The sequence below is a fragment of the Aquibacillus rhizosphaerae genome (genome assembly GCF_030282825.1).
Lineage (GTDB): Bacteria > Bacillota > Bacilli > Bacillales > Amphibacillaceae > Aquibacillus_C > Aquibacillus_C rhizosphaerae.
The window spans coordinates 289,433-313,898 of sequence record NZ_JASTZU010000063.1 but is presented as its reverse complement, the minus strand read 5'-3'; the positions used below and the strand labels follow the sequence as shown (position 1 = coordinate 313,898).

The window sequence follows — 24,466 nt, the reverse complement described above, 5'->3', positions numbered from 1 at the left end:
AGGAGGAACTATTTCGAGTTTTTAAAATAAATCATACTAGCGAAGGAAATTCACGGAGATTCCTGTGGGAAAAGCGAAGACGAGGAGACTCAGCGCAAGCCCGTGGAAAGCGTAGTGAATTTCCGCAGTACCTCACTATATGTCATTTTGAAAAGAAAATATATCGCGTTAGAGTTAATGCACACTTTACATCAAGTGCTAATTTACAAATAACAAAATTTAAAAACAATATATCTAATATACCATACAAAAATATTCAGTTTAATTGATTACTTCTTAAAACTTGTATTGTATTGTCATTCGTTATCAGTAAAGTAATTTGGAAGAATACATTAAATTATTATTCCAGTTAATACTAAAACGAACTTTTCTTTTGCACAAAGTAGGTTCATTAAAAAGTAATCAACAGGAGTATATTATGAATCAATATATTAACTTTCATCTCAGTATTGAATTTTATATTTACCTCACTATCACTATAATCGGTTCCATTTTGCTCTATTATTTTTTGAAGATTGATTGGAAAAGGTACGGGTTATTATTTATTTTGGCGACAATCATTGGGAACGGACTTTGTTATCTTTTCGTTAGTCTAGGTTTTTACTCCTATCCTTATTTGTTATTCCCAGCGTTAACTGTCATGCCTTTCACCACAGTTACACTTTCTTTCCCAATCCTTGTTTTAATGACAATAAGGTATAGTCCAAGCATATGGGCATGGAAAATTCCATTTTACTGGACAATTATTCACATTGGAATGTTTTGGGAAACTTATGCTTTAAATAAAACTCAGATTATTGAGTATAACTTTAAATGGGACTTGTGGGATTCCTATACGTGGTGGTGGATATTCTTCCTTCTATTTGAATGGATTGGTAGTCTAATAATTCCTGATAATCTAAGAAAACCACTTGATATTAGACATTTACGATATGGAAAAATGGGTTGGGCTATTATACATATAGTTTTAATCATTACCATCTTTTTAGCAGGATATTATCTTGGTTCTCTGAGATAATACAGAACAAAAGCGCAGTCGCCTTGCTCACCCTAGGGCAATTAAGACGAACATCTATATTAAAAAACGAACAGGAATGTTGTCTCCTGTTCGTCCACTATCCTTTCTACTACATATATTTTTCCGCTGGTGTAACACCAAATACATTTGCTAAATCTAATAACTGTTGATCTGTAATGGCTTGCTTCATACCACCTTGATGCGAACTAACAAGCATGTACACTTGTGCAGCTTTTTCAGCAGTTTCGATTAATCCAAATGCATCATCAATGGATTCTCCTGCGCTAAAGATCCCGTGATGTGGCCAGACAACTAAACGATGTTCGTTCATTTTTTTAGCAGTTTCTTTTCCAATTAAGTCCGTACCAGGGACCATCCAAGGTAAGATACCAACACCTTCTGGGAAAACCACAATACATTCTGTGCACATTCTCCACAATGTTTTAGTAAACGCTTTTTCATCTAATTCATGCGTAAAAGTCATTGCGATAACATTTGTTGTGTGTGTGTGCATAATCACTCTATGTTTTGGATCTTTCTTGAGACGGATAATGTGACTCATAAAATGTGAAGCTAATTCACTTGTTGGTTTTGCATCTTTTTCAAGTCCCCATAGTAGATCTATACTATTGCCATCAGCGTTAACACGGATGATTCCTAAACAGTCTTCTGGCTTTTCGATTACATTTTTGAAATATTTACCTGATCCAGTAACGATAAAGTACTTATTTGCCAACTCTGTTACAGGAAAATCAAGTGGAATTGTACGTAATACTCGGTGAGTGTCTATAAAAGGAGCAATTTCCTCTTCTGTTAGTAAATAACTAATGTTACCACCGTTCCGTTCATCCCACCCAAACTTCCACATGTTATAAGTTGTATCCATCATTTCTTTAACGAAGGGTGCCATCAACACATGTTCATTTTCAACCTCTTGTAATATTTTCATTTTTATCTTCCTTTCATTTATTTAATGTATTTTAATTTATATTCATTAAATGAGTATCTGTTTATACTTTTATTTTAACTCCATTACATCAAATACTCAACAACAAACAAACATTTTACTTTTTGTTTGTTTTTGTTTATTTGATTTTCGTTCACAATTAATACTAAATACAATAGAAAGTAAATCACCATACTGATGAATTACTTGCTATTTTTTAACTTATTATCTATAAAATCTCTTTGAACATAGCGATAACCTCTTCTTTTGTAGGTTGAAATGGATTACCAGGTGCACAGGCATCTTTCATAGCATTGTTTGCTAATTTATCAAGATCGACTGTATCCACCCCTAACTCAGAAAGTTTGCTTGGAATTCCCACTTCTTCTGATAACATCTTTATTGCTTCAATTACGTGTGTGGCACATTGTTCATCCGTTTTGTCAGAAATATCAACTCCACATGCTTTAGCAATAGCACGGAATTTTTTCGGATTACGCTTCGCATTTTCTCTTTCAACAATTGGCAACAACATCGCGTTACAAACACCATGAGGCAAATCATAGACTCCACCAAGCTGATGAGCCATTGCATGAACATAACCAAGACCTGCATTGTTAAATGCCACACCACCTAGAAACATGACGTACACCATTTGTTCACGTGCTTCGATATCATGTCCATCTTTTACAGCTCTCGGTAAATAATTGAAGATTAATTCTACAGCTGCAAGTGCAGTTGCATCAGTAATCGGATAGGCACCTGGAGTCACAATTGCTTCAATGGCATGTGTTAATGCGTCCATACCAGTTGCAGCAGTTAAATCTGCTGGTTTATCTACCATTAATTCCGGGTCATTTACAGTTACTGTAACTAAGCTATTTTTATCGACCATAACCATTTTCACTTCGCGCTCTTCATCTGTTATGACGTAGTTAATCGTATATTCGGCAGAAGTACCTGCAGTTGTATTTATAGCTATCGTAGGAATTGCCTTATGTTTTGTTTTGTTCACACCTTCAAAATCACGAACATTACCTTCATTTGTAACAACTAAACCAATTCCTTTAGCTGCATCTTGTGGAGATCCACCACCAACAGATATGATGAAATCGCACGTATTATCTTTAAAAACAGCGACACCATCATGGACATTTTTTGTTGTTGGATTTGGCTTCACTTCGTCGTAAACAATGTATTCTATTTCTGCCTTTGCTAATTGATCTAATACCCTTTTAACGATTCCGCGTTTATTTAAGAATTTATCTGTAACTACCAATGCCTTCGTGAATCCTAACTCCTCCAAAAATGGACCAACTTCTGTTAAGCACCCTCTGCCGATTAAATTCGTACTTGGTACATACAATACTTTTGACATATTTATCTCCTCCATCTTCATAATTGATCATCACTTCACAGTTAACATTATAAATACTCTAACTGATTGTCTGACTAAGAACTAATTAAATTATGCTCAATAATTCACATTGTGTACTTCCATTATATTCATCACCAACTCAAAAGTAAACATAAACAAATGTATAATTTTTGTTTATGTTTACTTTTGAGTTATTTGTTCATGAGTTTGTCACTAATCAAGTATTTCAAGAAGGAAGTTTTCATAAGGTCAGTATTGTAGCCTATAAATCTATACAATCTGTTGTTGCTGAATACGTCGATTCTTTAAGCGACAAAGCTTGTAAAAGAACCTTATAAAAAACACACGAAAACTGAACTGCACCCCAATTATTGGACACCCGACAATTGGAGGTGTAGTCTTTCTATGGCTAAATATACGTTTGAGGAAAAACTATCAGCAGTTAGACAGTATTTGGACGGAGTAGAAAGTTTTGCTTCTATAGGAAGGTCAATAGGGACATCTGAGAGTGTTATTATGAACTGGGTTAAACAATATCAATATCATGGTGCTGAAGGGCTTTTTATAAAAACATATACAAACTACTCAACACAGTTTAAACTAAACGTACTTAATTATATGAATGATAATGGGACGTCATCAAATACAACAGCTGTTATTTTTAAAATCTCTTCTCCAAGCATGATTAGAAAAAGGAGGATTCTTTATGAAAAAGGAGGAGTAGACGCCCTTAAACCGAAGAAAAAGGAGCGTACACTCATGAAAAAGGATGATAAGAGAGAAGCTAAAAAACAAGCACCAACTGGTAACTCTATTGAAGCTCTTAAAGCTGCAGTAAAACAGCTTCGAATGGAGAATGAATATCTAAAAAAGTTGAACACCTTAGTTCAAAACAAGGAAAAATCACCAAACAAGACAAAGCGAAAGTAGTCTATGAACTAAGGAATGATTTCTCGGTGAAAGCACTTATAAAGTTAGCAGATATTCCACGTAGCACATATTATTACTGGATACGAACATTCAATCGTCCTGACAAAGATGCGGAGTTAAAAACATTAGTTGAGTCGATATATCACGAACATAAAGGGCGTTATGGTTACCGTCGTATTAATGATGAATTGGAGAATCAAGGGCATAAAGTGAATCACAAAAAAGTTCAAAGGTTAATGAAGGAGTTAGGCTTAAAAAGCATCGTCCGTATGAAGAAATATCGCTCGTATAAAGGGAAAGTCGGTAAGGCGGCACCCAATATTTTGGATCGCAATTTCAAAGCGGAGAAGCCGAACGAAAAATGGGTAACGGACATTACAGAGTTTAAATTATTTGGAGAGAAACTCTACCTATCTACTATACTAGATTTATTTAATGGTGAAATCATTACGTACACAATTGGTTCCAGACCAACCTACTCCCTTGTTTCAGAAATGTTAGAGGAGTCTTTTCAACGATTATCAGCAAATGATGAGCTAATTATTCACTCAGATCAGGGCTGGCATTACCAAATGAGCCAATATCGCCATGCCCTCAAGGAACAAGGGATAACACAAAGTATGTCCCGTAAAGGAAACTGTTATGACAACGCTATGATTGAGAATTTCTTTGGAATTATGAAATCTGAATTTCTTTACCTAAACGAATTTGAAAGTATTGAACACTTTAAAAAAGAACTTGAAGAATATATGTATTACTATAACAACAAACGTATTAAATCAAAATTAAAAGGCAAGAGTCCAATACAATACCGAACTCTTGCCCAACAAGCTGCTTAAAATAAAATGTCTAACTTTTTGGGGTCACTTCAAACATTTCGTGTGTTTTTAGTCATGCTTTATTTATCTTTTAGACAATACATCCTTCTCATAGCTTTTTACTTCCTCTAGCCATGATTCTCTTACTGGTACACCCATCTCTTGACAATAGTAATCCCATATTGCTCCAAATGGATATGTTTTAAATTCCTCCATTAATGCTAAACGATCCGTAAAATTACCTTCTTCTTGTAATTGTTTTAGATAATCATTCGGTACTAGCATTGCATAAAGTAAAGACTTAATCATGTTCCGTGTTCCGATTGTCCATGCAGCAACACGGTTAATACTTGCATCAAAAAAGTCCAGACCAATCATTACTTTATCTAAGGCATCATTACGTACAATTTCTAAACCAATTTCTTTTAACTCATCGTCTAATATAACAACGTGATCACTGTCCCAACGAACTGGACGAGATACATGAAGTGCTAACTTTTCACTATAAAGCAACATTGCAGAAATCTTATTCGAGACTACTTCCGTTGGATGATAATGCCCGGTATCTAGCAAACATAGTTTATCATTTTTCAAAGCATATCCCATATAAAACTCATGGGAACCGACTACATAGGCCTCAGAACCAATACCAAACAGTTTACTCTCAACTGCATCAATATTGTATTTTTCATCAATTTTCTCTGCAAAGATTTTGTCTAAAGAATCTTTCAATCTTTTCCTTGGCGTTAAACGATCACTTGGAATATCTTTATAACCATCTGGAATCCAAACATTTGTCAGTGTTGGTGTGCCAAGTTCTTTACCAAAGTATGCAGCAATTTTACGACTAGCTATACAATGCTTAATCCAGAAGTCTCTTATTTCTTTATCTGGGTGAGCTAATGTTAAACCATCGTCTGCTTTTGGATGAGAAAATAGTGTCGGATTAAAGTCTAAACCTAAACCATGTTCCTTTGCCCAGTTCACCCAATTTTCAAAATGTTTCGGTTCTAACTCATCTCTCTCCACAACTTTCCCGTCCGTCTCAGCATATATTGCATGCAAATTAACGCGGTGCTTCCCAGGTATAAGAGATAACGCCTTTTCTAAATCGTTTCTTAGTTCTTCTGGTGTCGTTGCTTTACCCAGATAATTACCTGTTACATCTATGCCACCTGATAACTCTTTTTGATCTGCTTCAAATCCTGCTACATCGTCACCCTGCCAGCAATGAATTGAAATAGGAACGGTCTTCAACTTAGCAAAGACTTCTTCAACATTTATTCCCCATTTTTCATACATTTGTTTTGCTTGTTGGTAGTTTTCGTTTACGCTCATGACAATTCCTCCATTTTATCTTTTGCTACAAATTTTTTAACGTAAAAGGATTCTTTAATAATGATCCTGGCCTGATAAATATCTTTTAACTCACCTAATGTCATTAACTGTGCTACGATATTTCCGATTGCTGTTGCCTCTATAGGACCTGCAAACACTTGCTTTTTTGTTGTATCTGCGATTAGTTGGTTAAGCATTTCATTTTGAGCTCCGCCACCAATTACATTAATTCTATCGAATTTCTTCTCATAAATTTCTTCAATTTGATTAATTGCTGTTTGATAACTAACCGCTAAACTATCAAATACACACTTTGCTACCTCACCAGGTTTTTTCGGAATTTGTTGATTTGTTTCCATACAATGTTTCTGAATTTCTTCAATCATATTATCTGGCTTTAAAAAACGGTCATCATCCACATTTACTTTCCCATCATAATGTTCTGACTCATTAGCCAAGTCTACTAGTTCCGCAAAAGAAAACTGATCTTGATAATTCCTCTTCACTTCTTGGATCATCCATAGTCCCATAATGTTCTTCAAAAAACGAAATCGATAATCAATTCCACCTTCATTGGTGAAATTATAATCTAATGCCTTTGTAACACATATTGGAAATGTATTTTCGCCCCCAATTAAAGACCATGTACCCGAACTAATATAAATCGTATCTTCTACCTCAGGAACTGCAATTACTGCCGATCCAGTGTCATGGGTTGCAGGTAATAACACTTTCATATCAAACCCAAACTCAGCAACCAACTCTTTTCTTAAACTGCCTAATTCTGTGTTTGGTGGATGAATTTCCTGAAACATCTCTTTGTTTATCGCTAACTGATCTAAGAGTTCCTCATCCCACTTTTTTGTGAACGCATTGACCAGTTGTGTTGATGTTGCATTTGTGTACTCATTCGCTTTTTTACCTGATAATAAATAATTAAAATAATCTGGAATCATTAGAAAGGATTTGGCTTTCTCTAGTATTTCTGGATTTGATTTTTTAATAGAATATAATTGATAAATGGTATTAAACTTTTGAAATTGGATACCTGTTTCTAAATATAATCGTTCTTTGCTTATTGTTTTAAATACTTCTTCCATCATCCCGTCTGTTCTTGGATCGCGATATGCCACGGCATCTGTTAGAGGTTGATCATATTCATCAAGCAAAACAAAATCAACTGCCCACGTATCTATTCCAATACTTTCCGGCTTCAATCCTTGTTTCAAACTCAGATGGATCCCCTCTTTAATCTCACTAAATAGACCTTCAACATCCCAGCAAAAGTGGTTATTTTTTTCAACAAGTTTGTTTTCAAATCGATGTACTTCATCTAATTGTAATTTGCCATTCTTCATGTATCCGGCAATAAGCCTGCCACTTGATGCACCAATATCCACTGCCAAACTGCATTTACCCATTTTTTCACCTCATCTTGAAAACGTTTGCTTATTTATAATCATAATGATTAATAAACTTTTTGAAAATATCGTAATTAATTTATTTATTGTCCTTATTTGCCAAATCAAAAAGAGCAGTTAACGAATTTATCTATTCATCAACTGCTCTCGATATTTTTTTGGTGTTAATCCATACTTACTTTTGAAAATTCGATAAAAGTAACTAATATTATCATAGCCGACTTGCTCTACGATGGTTGAAATAGGCATACTTGTATTTTTAAGTAATTCCTTAGCCTCTCGAAGTCGTTTCTCTTGCAATAGCTCTTTAAATGTTTGACTGGTTACCTTTTTAATATTTTTACTAAGCCAATAATGCGGTTGTTTCAACTTTGCTGCCAATTCATACAAAGTAGCATCTTTAAAATGTTCTTCAATATAATTTAAAGACTCCATAATCAATTGATGCTGCACAAACCCGTCCATTTGTTTCTCTATTTTATCCGAGTGTTTAATTAACTCAATCATTAATAAACCCATATATAATTTTATAGTCGAATCTGATAACACAGATGGTTCCATAATCTCTAAAATGATTTTATGAATTAATTCTTGGATAGCATTCACATCAGAAACAGCAAAATACAAAAATTGTCCAATTTGGGAGTGATTAAATAGACTATTTATTAAGAAATCACCTATATTATTTTCAATATTATCAGCACTTAAGTAGGAGAAAATATAATCAAAAAATTGAGGTTGAATAATAAAATTAATAACAATATCTTCACGACTACAAGCTTTTATTTCATGTTCAATATATTGATTTAAAAGTAATAGCTCTCCTTTTTTAAGCGTTATTTCCTGATTTCCTACTTTTTGTTTAAGTTCTCCATTGTACACATAATTAATTTCTATATAGTCATGTTTATGTTTAGGAAAATCTACAAACCGTGTATGTTTTCGAACCATTATCATTTTCTCTTTGCTTAGAAATTTTTCACTTTCAATGATGAAATCTGCCCTGTCCGTGTATAAATCCTTTTTCACATGGTTGTTTCTTAGTAAGATTGTTTTCTCTTCTTCTGTTTCTTGGATAAGTTCATTGAATAGATTCATTGACAAAGTAGCTCCTCTCTCTTTTATTATAGCACGCATATACTTTAACTACTGAAAAAGTCAGCGGACTTACGACTGTTTCATCTACTTTTCATCTCGGATGATTTATTCGATTTTGTACACACTATAAGTGGGCATATCTATGATAATGCTCAAGTAGTCAGCTAACTTTGATGGGAGGATTTACGAGTGGATATTCGTGAAGGTGTCATACCAACCGCATTAGGTACAGCAGTTACTGCAACAGGCTATGCATTAAAACAAAGACGTGGTTCAAATAAGATGGTAGCGAACACTGTTTTTGGCTTTGGGTTAGCCCATGTTGTATTAGGTACAATTGACCTCGTTCAACATCAGCGTTAGTTACTATGTATTAAAAAGTGATTATCCTAAAAGAGTTAAATCTTTTAGGATAGTCTTTTAGGTTTAAATTATATGTTTACCGTCACTTTCAACTAATTCTCAATACCAATTAAACTTGGTGATTTGTTTATATAATCCTTTTTCCATTATTATGACAATCACCATAAAGGTCACCAATCTTTCTTTGTTTCTCAATTAAAACACTTGCAAAATCAGTCATCCCTTGGAAGTACACTAGATGATTGCTTTGAATCCTTCGATTAATTTTCCTGCCCCATTTAGATGCTTCTAATAGAAGAATAACTAGCTTACCTCAAAATTACTCATAACTTAATTGCTTTCGATGAAAAGAAGAGTTAATGAATCCTAACTATATTACTTAAGTTTTTAGTGCTAAACTAATAGAAGACAGATGAGTCACTTTCATAATTACCTTACTCATCCACATAATACAATATATAGTTTGGAAATGGTTTTATCCAACTATATATTGTTGTAGGTGACGACAAGATTGGTATTATGAAATTGATTAAGATACAAAATAAACAAAATTTTATCATGGGATAAGGAGAACTTATTTATGAAGTTATTCGCTACTGATTTGGACGGTACATTATTAAACGAGAAACATGAGGTTAGTCAAGAAAATGCGGAGGCAATCCGTAAGGCGCAAGCACATGGAATTGAAATTGTAGTTGCAACGGGCCGATCTTTCAACGCTGCTCGTAAACCGCTTGATGCAGTCGGTCTAGATTGTCCTGTTATTTGCTTAAATGGCGCCAAAGTACACGATAAAGACGGTAAAGTTACTAGTACTATTCCCCTGGATAAAGCAATGTGCCATAAAATTAAAAATGCATGTCAAAACGAAGGTATATATTTTGAGGTATTTACTAATGAAGGTGGATTTTCATCTAGCAGGGAAAAGTTCTTAGAAGTAATGATTGATATAGCTATCTCAGCTTATCCTGACTTAGACGAGGACATGGTTAGAGAAAGAGGTAAACAACGTTTTCAGGATGAAGATATCCAAGTAACAAATGATTTTCAAGCATTGTTTGCACGAAATGATATTGATGTCTATAAGATTCTTGCATTTTCGATTGTTGAAGGTGAACTAATTAATGTCAATCGTCAATTACAATCAGAAACTGGAATTGCGATTACCTCTTCTGGTGATTCTAACCTTGAATTTAATCATCCAGATGCACAAAAAGGAATTGCTTTAAAACTATTTGCCGCAGAACGAGGTATTGAAATGAAGGATGTTATGGCTATCGGTGATAATTATAATGATGTTTCTATGCTAAAAATGGCCGGGCGTGGTGTGGCCATGGGAAATTCTGATGAAGCAATTAAAAAAGTGTGTAATTATTCGACAAAATCAAATTCCGAACACGGAGTAGCTTATGCCATAGAAGAAATGTTAGAAGAAATTTATCAATGAAGTATGAAGGGAGTTATCAATGTTGATAACTCCCTTTGCTACGTTTGATTGATTCTTTTGACAATTAGAGGTATCAAAGTATGATCAAAACCAGTAGGCTCACAATGGATTATACTTGTATTTGGCATTTGTTTTTGATAACTCTGCGTTACTTCCTCTATTTCTTTTTCAAAACCACCCGAGAACAAAAAATGTGGTACAACATATATTTCTTGATAGTTGTAAATTTTTAGATTGTCTAGTTGTTCTTCTAACGAAGGAACTGTCATTTTTAAGTAGGCTGTATAGACATCATATTGATTACTAATTTCATTTTTGCAAGCAATAGCTAATTGCTCAAATTCTTCAACTGCCTGTTGATTTCGACTGCCATGAGAGACTAATAAAACCGCTTTTTTCAATTCTTTGAATACATCCCGTTCTACCACTCTGTTTCGAATCATTTCCACAATAACACCATCGCTACCTAAGGGCTTAGCATAATTGATTATTAACTCTGGATGCTGTTTTTTACCCTTACTTATTTCTAGAGGTATATCTTCTGAAACATGAATACCTGGTAACAATAAGATTGGCACTACAGTTATTTCTGTTGCTCCTTTTTCCACGCATGTATCTATCGCATTTGTAATCGTTGGAGTAGCTAACTCTAAAAATGCTGGCTCTTGAATCAAACAACGAACTTGCTTGATTATTTGATTAGTGAATTGTATAAATTGTTCATTTCTTTCTTCTACAGAACTTCCATGACCTACATATATGATTGCTTTCACCCGCGCTTTAACCTCCTAACCCTTTGCCTAATTTAATCTAGTTAGATGTGTGATAAAAGCTTCGGTATCAGGTGTTTCAGGCATAACATCCACCTTAAGTCTTTCTTTCACAAGTGCTTGTCTTGTATGATTTCCTAGACAACCAATCGTTAAATTTTCCAAAAACCGATCTTTATCTAATTCACAAATTTTTAACCACTCAAGTAAAGCATCAACTGACCTACTACTCGGAAATATGGCTGTATCCAAAGTTATATTATCAAGTAACTGATGGAAAATCAGGTTGTATCTTTCATCAACTTGTAAATAATTAGTAATTAATACATCATAATCCTTATTGTCTATGCCAGTTTCCTTATTTCCGACTACTTCTTTGACAACTAACAATTTATTATGCTTAATCTCTCCTAGGTCTGTGATTCTTCCCTGGAATCCACGCTGATTTAGAAGGCTTTGCGACTTGGTTGATTGCACACAAAATACTGCTTTTATATCTCGTAAATCTAAGCCATTTGATGTGACGATAGCAAAGAATTTATTAATACTCTCTGGCGAACTAAAGAAAATTGAATCATAGGAAGTAAGTTTTTTTATAACTTCTAAATTCACTGGAGCGTCCACTGTCTTCCATTTAGGAAATTCAATTACTTCAGCTCCTTGTTCAATTAACTTACTTGCCAATTTACTTTCTCCATTACTTGTTCTTGCTAGTACAATTTGCCGACCAAATAATGGCTTTGTCTCAAACCAATTCATCTTTTGTCTAAATGTTACAATTTCTCCCACTAAAATAATAGCCGGATTTTGAAACTTAACGGCACTTGCTTTGTTTGTAATTGTTGCTAGCGTACCCTCCAGTGTTTTCTGACGACTATACGTTCCCCATTGCAATAAAATAATCGGAGTATCAGGAGACTTTCCATAATGAATAAGGTTCTCACATATATATGAAAGATTAGCAATTCCCATATAAAATGCAATCGTATCGATGCCTTTTAAACTTTGCCAATCTACTTCCGGCTGACCATTAACCGCTTTTCCATGGGCAGTAACAACAGTAAAAGATGTCCCAAATTCCCTATGAGTAACTGGAATACCTGCATATAGAGGTGCTGCAATCCCAGATGTAATACCAGGCACAATTTCAAACTCTATATTCTCGCTTTTAAGTTGTTCTGCTTCTTCGCCTACGCGACCAAAAACACTTGGATCACCGCCTTTTAAACGAACAACAACTTTACCTTCACGGGCTTTGGAAACAAGTAAGTCATTGAGCTGCTCTTGTCTCATCACATGACGTTTAGGGAGTTTTCCACCATAAATGAACTCGCACTCCGAATGTGCAAAGTCAAGTAACTTTGGATTTACAAGACGATCATACACAATCACATCTGCCTCTCCCAACACTTCTTTGCCTTTTACTGTTACAAGTTTTACATCCCCTGGTCCACCACCAACTAAATACACCTTGCCCTTATTCATGCTGTTCATCCTCCACCCAATGTTTATATTAAAAATTATATAATTATGACTATTTTACCATCTTCTTGTTGAACTTCATATGTTCTTACTTGTCCATAATCTGGTGCCTGTACCTTACCATCAATTAATGAAATTTTCCAATCATATACAGGACAAAAAACATAATCACCACTTACAAGTCCTTCTGAAAGTACCCCACCTTTTGGATGAGGACTTTTATCTTCTATCGCATAAACTTCGCCACTTGTTACTTTAAATAGAGCTATGTTTTCTTCTGCTATTTTCACTTTACGACCTATTCGCATTGGAAGTTCATTATATCGAGCAACTTCAATCTTTGTATTTGTAGTCATCTATTGTCTTCCTCCCCTTCTAATTAATAAGTTGTTACTTGATAATATTTCTCTTTAATTTCATCGTTTTCAATTGCTTCTTTCCAAGGTTCATTATACCTGGCCAAGGTTTTGTCCAAACGTTCTAATAATAATGTTCGTTGTGTTTCATCTTCTAAAACTTTCTTAATATTTTCTAAGCCCATTCGCTCCACCCATTTAGAAGTCCGCTCCAGATACGTACCCGTTTCACGGTAATATTGTAAAAAGACACTTGCAAACTCAATTACTTCTTCCTTTGTTTTCACCGTATAAACTAAGTCTCCTGCTCGTAGGTCTGTACCGCCATTACCAGCGACATAAATTTCCCATCCACCATCAACTCCAACGATACCAATATCTTTTATACCAGCTTCAGCACAGTTTCGTGGACAAGCAGACACGCCCATTTTAAATTTGTGTGGTGTATCAATCCGTTCAAATTTCTTTTCTAATTCAATACCTAATCCCATTGAATCCTGGGTTCCGAATCGACAGAACGTCTTTCCAACACACGTTTTAACCGTTCGCAATGTTTTTCCGTAAGCATAACCAGACGGCATATCTAACTCTTCCCAAATAGCAGTTAGATTTTCTTTTTTTATTCCAAACAAGCCAATCCTTTGTCCTCCAGTTAATTTAACAAGTGGTACATCATATTTTGTAGCAACTTCTGCTAATTTCTTTAAATCCTCTGCAGTTGTAACACCACCATACATTCTAGGTACGACAGAGTATGTTCCATCTTTTTGTATGTTGGCATGCATTTTTTCATTTACTAGACGTGCCACGCGCTCATCCTTGTATTCAGGATAAACCATGCCTAGGTAATAATTAAGTGCTGGGTTACATTTCGAACAACCTTCGTCATTTTCCCAATCCAATACATTCATAACTTCCTTTACGTTTGTTAATCCTTTTGCTCTAATTTCTGTTACAACTTCTTCTCTACTTAATGTTGTACATCCACAAATTGCTTCTTTTTGTTGTGAAGAATCAAAACTATCTCCAAGTGTATGTTCGAGAATTTCACCAATCATTGGCTTACATCGTCCACAAGACCTACCTGCATTCGTACAAGCTCCAACTTCATTAACGGTTGTGAGGTTTTGAGCATGTATAGCTTCAACAATTGTTCCCTTTGACACACCATTACAACCACATACAAGTTCTTCATCAGGCATGGACGCAACATCACTCTCTTCTGCTTCGCCTGCTGGTTGTAAGATAGATAAACTAGTCATTTGGCTAATATCTTCTTTTTGCGTTAGCATCCGAAACAATCTGGTGCTCTCTGCAGTTTCACCATATAATACCGTGCCAACTACTTGGTTGTCTCTAATTAATACTTTTTTGTATACACCTTCGTATTCATTTTCTACTCTAATTGCTTTTGTATCTGGGCCTGATTCTATTTCACCTGCTGAATATAAATCTACCCCAGCTACTTTTAATTGCGTACCTGTTACCGAACCTTGGTATCCTTCTGTTTCCTTGTTACATATATGTTTTGCTAACACTTTCGCTTGTTCGTATAATGGAGCGACAAGCCCATATGCAATTCCACGATGTTCCGCACACTCACCTATTGCATACACATCTTTTGAATTTGTTTTCATGAAATCATTAACAATAATGCCACGGTTCGCATCGATCCCCACTTGTTCTGCTAAAGCTTTGTTAGGTAAAATCCCAATTGCCATGACAACAAGATCTGCATCAACTGTTGATCCATCTTTAAAACGCAAGCCTGATACTCTTTTTTCTCCAGTAATCTCAACCGTTTGTTTTTCCATTAGAAAAGATATGCCTTGTCTTTCAAGTTCTTGTTTTAGCATCGTGGAAGCAGTTGCATCCAATTGCCTCTCCATTAGATATGGCATCAGGTGTACTACCTTAACACTCATACCAAGATTTGTTAGTCCTTTAGCAGCCTCAAGTCCTAACAACCCACCACCAATAACAACTGCATTTTTATACTGTTCAGAACAATTGATCATTGTTTCACAATCACTAATATCTCTAAAACCTGTAATTCCCTGTTTCTCTACACCTGGTATTGGTATCATTAATGGTGAAGATCCAGTAGCAAAAATCAATTTGTCATACACTACTACTCTATCTTTATCTGTTCTTACATATTTCTTTTTTAAATCTAAATCGATGACAGATTCACCTGTAAATAGTCTGATATTATTATTCTCATACCATTTCCAATCATTTAAAATAATATCATTTACTGTTGTATCTCCTTGCAAAACGGTTGATAACTGGATTCTATTATAATTTGGATGAGGCTCTTGACCAAAAATCGTAATGTCATATAGATTAGGATTTTCTCTAAGTATTTCTTCTATCGCACGAACCCCGGCCATTCCATTCCCAATCATAACTAGTTTTTGCTTATCCATATTAAATCCTCCTATGTGTTGTTTAATTTTGTCTATATTATATGTTTACTATTTTACGCACTGTAACCAATATAGGTTGTGATTAAAATCACAAGGAAGACTACTTTGATAATTCCTTCACAATCTTTTGTACAATTACAACAGAAATAACCCCTTGGCATATTTTCCAAGGGGTTATAACAATCTCGACCAAAAGGAACTAACAAATTACTGGAATTCGCTCAAATAATCGTTTTAAAAAATAGGTACTATTAACCCTATTACAAATTCAGAATTTTCCTGCCGAACAGTAAAAATTCATTATACTCTTAAATCCTCAAAACGTTCCAAATCTGTATTTTTTCCAATTGTTACTAAAATATCATTTAAATCAATAACAGTGTCTAATGAAGGAATAATTGAGATGTCATTTTCATTTTTTTTAATTGCAACGATTGTACAATGAAACTTATCTTGGACATCCAACTGGTTTAATGTTTTGCCTGCCAGTTTGTTACTTGCTATAATCTCCACAATACTATAATGTTTTGATATTTCTATGTAGTCCGTAACTTTATCAGAACCAATATGATGTGCGATTCTTCTCGCCATATCACGTTCTGGATGAATAATTCTATCTGCACCAATTTTCTCTAACACTTTTTGATGATATTCATTTCGTGCTTTGACCCATACTTGTTTGATATCCATTTCCTTCAAGATGAGCGTGATCAAAATACTTGCTTGTAAATCTTCCCCAATACTTACAACAACACAATCAAAGTTTCGAATTCCTATTGATTTTAATGATTCTTCATCAATCGCATCAATTTCTACCGCATGACTTACAATGGAGGAATACTCTTGAATTCTTTCTGGATCTTTATCAATAGCTACCACTTCTACTCCTGTATCGGTTAACTCTTTACACAAATTACCGCCAAACCTTCCTAAACCAATGACAACAAACTCTTTTTTTTGCTTCACTATTTATTTCCCTTTCTTACATAGATAGTATAGTGTTAACTAGTAAGTTATATATTATTATAGCATCTAACATTTGTACCACATCTTGAATTTTTTATCCAACATTTTTTTATGTTAAAATTTCATGTAGATAAAAATACTATACTACTACATATCATAAGGAGAATATAATGACCAATTATAAGATTATTTTTCTAGACATTGATGGAACTATTTTACAAGAAGACCATACGATTGAACAATCAACAAAAGAGGCAATCAAACAATTACAAGCGCAGGAATTAGAAGTATTTCTAGCAACAGGAAGACCACTCCATGAAGTCTATGATATTGCTAAAGAATTGAATGTGCATTCTTTTATTGGATACAATGGAGCTTATGCAGTATATAAAGATAAAGTAATTTTAAATGAGCCTATGCCAAGTGAAACAATTGAACATTATTTACAAGTAGCAAAGAAACATCAACACGAAATGGTTTTATACACGAAAGACAAAAATACTTTTACATCGATGGATACACCTGCTGTAAAACAATTCATTGAGTACTTTGATCTAAAAGAAAATAAATTATATACGAACGATAATAAAGATGAAATACTTGGAATTACTGTTATGAATGTTAAAGAGGATGAGCCTTTACTGTACGATATTCCTGAAGAAAATATTTATTTCTCACAAGTAAATGTAAAAGGCCTAGAGCACAGCTATGATGTTATTAGAGAAAATGTCAATAAAGGGCGTGCTATTAAAACCGTGTTAGATCTTCTACAATTCCCACAGAAAAGTGCCATCGCATTTGGAGATGGAATGAATGATAAACAAATGCTACAGTATGTTGGGGAAAGTTTTGCTATGGGAAATGGTCACCCCGACCTTTTTCAATATGCTAAACATAGAACCACTTCAGTCACTGATTCAGGAATTTTTAATGGATTGAAGTCACTTGGATTAGTTAAATAAAAAAAAGAAGTTACACAAAACAATAACTCCCCTTGTTTGTTGATGATTTTGTGATACGCTTTCCGTTGATTTCTACTCATCCTTAGAAAGATAAGACAAGACTCGTCTTAAGAACTCAGGTTTGATAGGTCGCTTGCTTAGAAAATCTGACTAATTCAGTTATACAGGCAATCACTTTTTATATTATTAGACAATAAAAAGGCATAAAAAAACCAAAACACAGGGGGTATTTTGGTTTTTTTACGCTAGTTTGTAGCAGACACCTTAAAAATAAACGGAGAGCAAATGAATTCTCATAAGCATCTTAAATACCTATAAGTTTTATGGTTTAAATTTATCATAACTTTCTATAGGTATCTCCCTTTTTGTAAGAACATCTTCCATACTTTTTTTAATAAACAACGTTGACTTCCTTCCCTTTCTCTACCCTCATCAATTAACAGATTACAATTGTCCTGCCCATATTCTAAAACATAGCCTATAGCCCTCAACATTAAGTTAATTTGCCATACGATATATCATCACGGTAAAAGGTGGTGAATTATCTTGGGTTATTATGGAGGTTATGGAGCAGCACCTGTAGGTGGAGCTGGTTATGGAGTAGCACCCGCAGCTGGTGGAGGCTTTGCCTTGATCGTTGTTCTATTTATACTATTGATCATCGTCGGAGCATCTTTTTATTAAGTTAAATTGTTTCTAAATGTCACGCAGAGGAAGAACCGCATGCTTTCTCTGCGCCATTTTACATACTTCATTTAGAATTTTAGTTCATCTTAAAATAGAATTATGTTTTGTGTGATACCTTATTTCCACTGAAGTGTCGAGCTTTCCTGTTGAAGACTCAAAAGTAACAGGTGGATATCTGTTAAGTTTCAAACTACTAAGGAGAAAGTTATTCAGAATTTCAAAAGAAATAATGTTGATGGTTTCTCTAACATAAATGAAATATACAAAAAATTTAAGTTACTCTTTAACAGAGTCCCTTCCTCACCTATTATTTTTCACATTCAGTTCAAATTAATATTTCCCAACTGTATCTTTGTGTTACATTGCTTATAATTACAATTATTAGCCAGAAACAATAGCTATATTTTTTTAAGGAGGGTCCTTCATGGGTTCAATCAAAACAATTATTTTTGACGCATATGGCACATTATATGATGTACAATCTGTCACAACTACCCTGGATAACTTTTATCCTAAAAAAGGCGCTGAAATCAGCAAATCTTGGAGAGAAAAGCAAATTGAGTATTCTTTGCTTAGAGAGTTAATGGGAAATTATTTAAGCTTTTATGAAATTACGAAAGATGCACTTCTATATGCTATAGAGAAACACGGAGAAACCGTAAATAAACAACAGACTAAGACTTTACTTGAGGTATATTTACATCTAAAACCCTATCCAGAAGTCAAAGGTGTCTTAAGTCAGCTTAACCACCAGCAATTGGCAATTTTTTCGAATGGTTCACACAATATGCTTGATCCACTTGTTAAAAATACTGGTATGAAAAATTATTTCGAACAAGTTATAAGTGTCGATGAAATCAAACATTTCAAACCTACTATTGCAGCTTATGACTACGCCACAAAGAAACTAGGAATAAGAAAAGATGAAATATTGTTTGTCTCTTCTAACGGTTGGGACATATCTGGTGCCAAAAATTATGGGTTCCATACGGCATGGATTAACCGGAAACAACTTCCGATTGAAAAACTAAACCTTACTCCCGATTCCATTTATACTGATTTGACTGGTATATTATAGTAGATTTAGGTGTTTATAATCTAGGCTATTTTCATCTTTGCAGTTTATAGTTATCAACAATCTTATAGGTAACATCCAAATAAAAGCAAAGGGTGGAATAACAACTGCTTGTTATTCCACCCTTTTACATTTGTTAATTTACCGCTTTTTTACGATTATACAACCATATTCCTACGGCTAACACTAATAAAAATGACCCTAACAGCAATATATTATAGATGGATGTTGCTGTATCAGGCAAATCACTTTTAGAACCTTTTTCACTCACCTTTTCATCAATATCTGTACCGTTATTTGTATTGTCATCTTTATCTTTTAAGCTATCATCATCCTTGTCGTCTTCTGTAATTGGGTCACCCTGACTTTCATCATCATTTCCATTGTCTTGACCATTACCACCTGTGGCTGGATTTTCGTTGTCATCTTCCGTTTCATCCGGGGCATCCTGACCATTATCTTTTTCTTCATCCGTCTTGTCTCCATCATCATTTTCTGAATCTGGATCATCACCTCCACCTGATGGATCTCCATCGTTATCATCTTCGTCTGGTTCATTATTTTTAGTTACATCTACTACATCGATGTTTGGCATCGGTGGCTCAGCCATACCTTCACCAATGAAGAAACTCGGATGTGGTGGCTGGTTGTAAGCAACGTTCTGCCAAGCAATTGCGGTTCTGTATTGCGCATCATGCATTAGCATATAAATTTTATGATTTGTCGGTTCTGTTGTCATATATACACGTAATGCTGTACTATCTTCTGTTCTCCAGATTGCTTCTTCACGCCAATCACCAAACAAATCTGCCTGCAATGCAGGTGTACCTTTCGTGCCGTTATTCGAAAAAGTTCCATCTGCCTTTAGAATGTTCTCTGATTGATTGTTCTCATAGTCCCACTTATCAATCGTTCCTACTCCAACACCTGCATCGTCACCCCAATCGTGATCAAGCAGTTCACGTTGGAGGTCACCATCCCACCAAATTGCAAAGTTAGAGCTAGGAATCGATTCAGATATCTTCTCCCCTTCTGCTGTGTACAAGCCACCTGTTGTACTGTTCCAAGCACCGTCTACGGCCCAAGACTCTGATCCATCATGTGTAGGATCAACATCAGCTGTAAGTCCTCGACCAGTATCTAACCCGGTTTCTACACCCCAAATAATTTCGCCAGTTTCTGCATCACGCATGTCAAAACCATAAGGTGAATCTGTATGCTCTTGCACAGAGAATATCTCCAAGCCATCACGACTAGGAATAAGATCACTAACATGCAGTGCATCTCCATGCCCTAATCCTGAGTTGTATAGTCCTGACCCATCATCATCAATCGTTATTTGACCATAAATTACTTCATCCTTTTGGTCATGATCCACATCCGCTATACTTAGTGAATGATATCCTTGACCTGCCCAATCACTATAACCTTCATCATTAGAATCAAATTTCCACTGTTTTTCTAATTTTCCATCTTCAAAATTGTATGCTACTAATACCGTCCTTGTATAATAACCACGTGCCATAACAAGACTTGGTTTTTCACCATCTAGATACGCAACACCAGCTAAGAAACGATCTACTCTGTTTCCATAACTGTCTCCCCAAGCGGATACATCTCCACGTGGTGGATCATAGTCTACTGTATCAATAGCTGCACCTGTTTCACCATTGAATATAGTTAGGTATTCATCACCTTGTAATACATAACCACTCGTGTACCGGTGGTCGGCATCTGCTCTTCCAATGACATTTCCTTCACCATCAATCGTGCCATCTGCGGTTTTCAAGGCTACTTCAGCTTTACCATTCCCATCAAAGTCATAGACAATAAACTGGGTATAGTGTGCACCTGCCCGAATATTAACGCCTAAGTCCATTCGCCAGAGCTGCGTTCCGTCCATTTCATATGCATCTATATAGACATTTCCTGTATAGCCAGATTGTGATGAATCCCTGGAGTTTGATGGATCCCATTTCACAATAAGTTCATACTCGCCATCACCATCTAAATCACCAACACTTGCATCATTTGCACGATACGTATATGGATCACCGAGTGGCGTTTGGCCAGCCTCTGGTTTGTTCAAAGGTATATCCAAATAATTGTTTTCTAACACTTCTGTAATATTACGCTCATTTCGTTCTTCACCATTAATTACCGGATGAATCTCATATACAGCATCCACTGTACCTGTTTCATCCACATAGTTTGTGCGATCAGAAATTGGATCTTCGTTTAGAAGCTGTCCATCTCTATAAATATTGAATCCAATATCTCCTGGATCTGTACCTAGCATTCTCCAGCTAACAAGTACACCTTCACTTGTTTTCACTGCTATAGGTGCTCGGTCAAGATCTTCCATTTGTTTTTGCAATACTGTGTCTGCTGGTGTTTCTAAAGCATCTGATTTTTCAGAGACCCCACCAGCATTTACTGCGGCAACTTTATAGAAATACGGAATTGTTGTAAGCACCGTTGTATCAGTAAAACTTGTCTCCGTAGCTTGTCCTACGAGTTTGTATTCACCATCTTGTTTCTCCGCTCTATAAATATTGTAAGAGATAGCTGTCTCTGTCTCATTCCAGTTAAGTGTAAGATCGTTTTTATTCACTGCACCAAGCGTTAGATTTTCAGGAGCATCTGGTACAGACTGCTCGTCATCAATCATCTTAACCGTTAATGGAACAGAAGGAACTGTTTCTGTACCGATATTATCCATCGTTGTTACTGAATATTCGTACTCTAGTCCAACAGATACAAATGTATCTGTATAAGTAGTATCCGAAGTTGTACCTATCTGTTCTGTTTTATCAGACCCTTTTATTTGCCGATAGATTTTATATGAATCTCCACCGTCAGCTTCATCCCATGAAATCGTTGCTGATACATTACTAGTTTCAAAGGATTGATTATCTAAAGTTAAATTAGACGGCGCTAGTAAAATTGGAGTCAATTCAACACCATTAGCAATACCTGTAGATCCTCCGAAGCGAAAATTCATTTGTCCATCTGTAACCGCTACTTCTGGTATAACTTTTTCCGTAGAACCTTTACTAGGGGCATTTACTGCACCATAACCTTGGTCTTCAATGGTAAGGTCTGTACGTGCACTACCGAGAAAGTCTGCTACATAAACTTTAACTGCATACAAACCATTCGGTACGTCCACATTGAAGTCCCAGCCTACAGAGAAATAACCAATCCAATCACGTAGCACATTATCCCCACCACGATCACGGACAATTACCCCTTCATTACTAGCCAATCCATACCCTCTCTCTTTTGTATATAGTACCGATGGATTTACATCTGTGTACCCTTCAGCAACAGTAGAACCTTCAGGGCCAAAGTCGTATTTATACATTGCTTCTTTTGTTGTAATACTTGCAACAGCTGACTGCTCAGATTCACCTTTTCCATTAACTGCAGTTACAACAACATCATAGGTTTTACCTTCTTCCATCCCTGTCATACTTAGCTGTGGTGATGTAGAAGAACTAACCAATTGGTAGTCTGTTTCATCCGCTAGTTTACGATAAATTCGGTAAATATCAGTATTGTCTACTGCATTCCATGATAAAACTGCTCCTGCATTACTTACACCGGATACAGTAATACCTGCTGGTTGACCTGGAACCGAATCGGGAGTTTCAATATCTGACACATAACTTGCAAGTGGGGTTTCCAATTCTTTTATACCACTAGAAAGTAACCTAGCAATTTGAATGGCACCATACTCTTGGAAATGTGTATCATCTGCTTTTCCATCCGGATAAGCTTCATATACATTTGCATCTACATGTAAAAATATGGAGCGTGTTTCTTCTGGTCCAACTTCATTGTAATACTCTCGACTAAGTGTATTTAAATCCACTAGCAAGACATCTAAATCTTCTGCCACTTCTTCCATTCCCTTTTTATACTCAGGAAAGCTTACATTAAATTCACCTGTGTTTGGATTAAAGCTACGTCTTCCAACAGGCGTAACTAGTATTGGATTCCCACCGCGCTGACGGACACCTTCCACATACGTTTCTAGGTATTCTTTATAATCCTCCACAGATGTGTATCGCTCAGGCACACTCACTGTTGCATCATTATGTCCAAATTGAATTAATAAATAGTCATCCGGATTTATCTCTCGTAAAATATTGTCTAAACGCCCTTCAGTAAAGAACGTTTTTGAACTACGTCCTCCAATTGCTTGGTTGTCAACGGTCACCTCTTCATTGAAGAAACGTTCTAACATTTGTCCCCAACCCGCCTGTGGTTTCCAATAAGGATCGTATGTTTGTGCTGTTGAATCACTAGCCACATAAACGGTAGGATCAGCACCAGCAGAACGGGACGGCATCTCTGATATGGAGATCGCATTAATTTTTGAACTTGTCCCAGTTAACTCAATCGTTAACTGTCCATCAATAAGCGCAATTTCAAAATCGCGATTTACAAACTCCCCAGCGCTTAAAGATGTGTCTTGGATTTTCTGGATTGTTTCAGCTTTCACTCCAACGTTTGTAGTTGCATTTGAGTCACCTACAACTACTGAGACTACATAATCCGCATTTGGTAAATCCACTTGAAATGAAGTACCTGAATAGGACACAAAGTCAGTTTTTAACTTATCTGAACCCTCATGGCTAGTTGCAGTCACGTTTTGTGTATCTACAAAACCATACCCCAATTCCTCGCTATATTCGGTCTCCGGTGATACTTGTAAATGGTTATCCGCTACACTACTATCCTTTGTACCAAAATCAAAGTACTTCTCTGTAAGTGTATCTTCCGCATGAACATTAATTGTCATAAACGGAATGTTTGTAGCCACCAATAATACACTAAGAAAAAGTATAAAAAAACGTTTGGATTCAGTTACCATTTGCCCAATCCTCCCCAATCTTCTTTACGAATTTTTCAAATATGTAAATTACTTCATGAAGTATGAGTACAATTTTTCATTTTTTAAATGCTATTTTTAG

General features: G+C 35.5%; 18 protein-coding genes. 7 read left to right on the top strand and 11 right to left on the bottom strand.

Annotation, left to right across the window (positions count from 1 at the left end):
• The first annotated feature begins 418 nt into the window (after positions 1-418).
• Positions 419-1,018 (top strand): CBO0543 family protein, encoded by a 600-nt coding sequence (locus QQS35_RS21655; RefSeq protein WP_285934340.1) that lies wholly within the window; start codon positions 419-421, stop codon positions 1,016-1,018.
• 109 nt (positions 1,019-1,127) lie between these two features.
• Here QQS35_RS21655 and rhaD read toward each other — a convergent pair whose 3' ends face one another.
• The gene (gene rhaD / locus QQS35_RS21650; protein WP_285934339.1) at positions 1,128-1,967 is read right to left on the bottom strand and encodes a rhamnulose-1-phosphate aldolase; all 840 of its coding nucleotides are present in this window, start codon (positions 1,965-1,967) and stop codon (positions 1,128-1,130) included.
• A 226-nt stretch (positions 1,968-2,193) separates the two neighbouring features.
• Positions 2,194-3,342, bottom strand: a complete 1,149-nt coding sequence (locus tag QQS35_RS21645; RefSeq protein ID WP_285934338.1) for an iron-containing alcohol dehydrogenase — start codon at positions 3,340-3,342, stop codon at positions 2,194-2,196.
• Between the two features lie 405 nt (positions 3,343-3,747).
• Between QQS35_RS21645 and QQS35_RS21640 the strand changes: the two genes are divergently transcribed.
• A protein-coding gene (locus QQS35_RS21640; protein ID WP_285934337.1) for an IS3 family transposase occupies positions 3,748-5,111 on the top strand; the annotation gives its coding sequence in 2 pieces (ribosomal slippage) (positions 3,748-4,207 and positions 4,207-5,111; 1,365 coding nt in all).
• A gap of 63 nt (positions 5,112-5,174) precedes the next feature.
• Here the strand turns inward: QQS35_RS21640 and rhaA are convergent.
• The 3 genes from rhaA to QQS35_RS21625 all read right to left on the bottom strand — a co-directional run bounded on the left by rhaA (position 5,175) and on the right by QQS35_RS21625 (position 8,947).
• The gene (gene rhaA / locus QQS35_RS21635; RefSeq protein WP_285934336.1) at positions 5,175-6,428 is read right to left on the bottom strand and encodes an L-rhamnose isomerase; all 1,254 of its coding nucleotides are present in this window, start codon (positions 6,426-6,428) and stop codon (positions 5,175-5,177) included.
• The gene (gene rhaB / locus QQS35_RS21630) at positions 6,425-7,849 is read right to left on the bottom strand and encodes a rhamnulokinase (protein WP_285934335.1); all 1,425 of its coding nucleotides are present in this window, start codon (positions 7,847-7,849) and stop codon (positions 6,425-6,427) included. Before rhaB ends, rhaA begins: the two co-directional genes overlap by 4 nt.
• 126 nt (positions 7,850-7,975) lie before the next feature.
• Complete coding sequence (locus QQS35_RS21625; RefSeq protein ID WP_285934334.1) at positions 7,976-8,947, bottom strand: AraC family transcriptional regulator; 972 nt, start codon at positions 8,945-8,947, stop codon at positions 7,976-7,978.
• Positions 8,948-9,136: 189 nt separating this feature from the next.
• On the opposite strand from QQS35_RS21625, the gene QQS35_RS21620 reads away from it, so the two are divergent.
• Complete coding sequence (locus QQS35_RS21620) at positions 9,137-9,310, top strand: asparagine synthase (protein WP_285934333.1); 174 nt, start codon at positions 9,137-9,139, stop codon at positions 9,308-9,310.
• A 580-nt stretch (positions 9,311-9,890) separates the two neighbouring features.
• Positions 9,891-10,757, top strand: coding sequence for a Cof-type HAD-IIB family hydrolase (locus QQS35_RS21615; RefSeq protein ID WP_285934332.1), 867 nt, complete (start codon positions 9,891-9,893; stop codon positions 10,755-10,757).
• Between the two features lie 38 nt (positions 10,758-10,795).
• Here QQS35_RS21615 and QQS35_RS21610 read toward each other — a convergent pair whose 3' ends face one another.
• The 5 genes from QQS35_RS21610 to QQS35_RS21590 all read right to left on the bottom strand — a co-directional run bounded on the left by QQS35_RS21610 (position 10,796) and on the right by QQS35_RS21590 (position 16,760).
• Entirely contained in the window at positions 10,796-11,530 is a 735-nt protein-coding gene (locus QQS35_RS21610) for a sirohydrochlorin chelatase (protein WP_285934331.1), read from the bottom strand.
• Between the two features lie 27 nt (positions 11,531-11,557).
• Entirely contained in the window at positions 11,558-13,012 is a 1,455-nt protein-coding gene (gene cobA / locus QQS35_RS21605) for a uroporphyrinogen-III C-methyltransferase (protein ID WP_285934328.1), read from the bottom strand.
• A gap of 35 nt (positions 13,013-13,047) precedes the next feature.
• Positions 13,048-13,365, bottom strand: a complete 318-nt coding sequence (gene nirD / locus QQS35_RS21600; protein ID WP_285934327.1) for a nitrite reductase small subunit NirD — start codon at positions 13,363-13,365, stop codon at positions 13,048-13,050.
• 23 nt (positions 13,366-13,388) lie between these two features.
• Positions 13,389-15,794 carry a nitrite reductase large subunit NirB gene (gene nirB / locus QQS35_RS21595; protein ID WP_285934326.1) on the bottom strand — a complete coding sequence of 802 codons (2,406 nt, stop codon included), beginning with the start codon at positions 15,792-15,794 and terminating at the stop codon, positions 13,389-13,391.
• Positions 15,795-16,094: 300 nt separating this feature from the next.
• Positions 16,095-16,760: a potassium channel family protein gene (locus tag QQS35_RS21590; RefSeq protein WP_285934325.1), complete on the bottom strand. Its 666-nt coding sequence runs from the start codon at positions 16,758-16,760 to the stop codon at positions 16,095-16,097.
• Positions 16,761-16,930: 170 nt separating this feature from the next.
• Between QQS35_RS21590 and QQS35_RS21585 the strand changes: the two genes are divergently transcribed.
• The 3 genes from QQS35_RS21585 to QQS35_RS21575 all read left to right on the top strand — a co-directional run bounded on the left by QQS35_RS21585 (position 16,931) and on the right by QQS35_RS21575 (position 19,487).
• Positions 16,931-17,722 (top strand): HAD family hydrolase, encoded by a 792-nt coding sequence (locus QQS35_RS21585; RefSeq protein ID WP_285934324.1) that lies wholly within the window; start codon positions 16,931-16,933, stop codon positions 17,720-17,722.
• Between the two features lie 546 nt (positions 17,723-18,268).
• A complete protein-coding gene (locus QQS35_RS21580; RefSeq protein ID WP_285934323.1) occupies positions 18,269-18,406 on the top strand; it encodes a YjcZ family sporulation protein in 138 nt (45 codons plus the stop codon).
• Positions 18,407-18,833: 427 nt separating this feature from the next.
• The gene (locus QQS35_RS21575) at positions 18,834-19,487 is read left to right on the top strand and encodes a haloacid dehalogenase type II (RefSeq protein ID WP_285934322.1); all 654 of its coding nucleotides are present in this window, start codon (positions 18,834-18,836) and stop codon (positions 19,485-19,487) included.
• Between the two features lie 133 nt (positions 19,488-19,620).
• Here the strand turns inward: QQS35_RS21575 and QQS35_RS21570 are convergent, their stop codons facing one another.
• Complete coding sequence (locus QQS35_RS21570) at positions 19,621-24,366, bottom strand: rhamnogalacturonan lyase family protein (RefSeq protein WP_285934321.1); 4,746 nt, start codon at positions 24,364-24,366, stop codon at positions 19,621-19,623.
• Between the last annotated feature and the right edge of the window lie 100 nt (positions 24,367-24,466).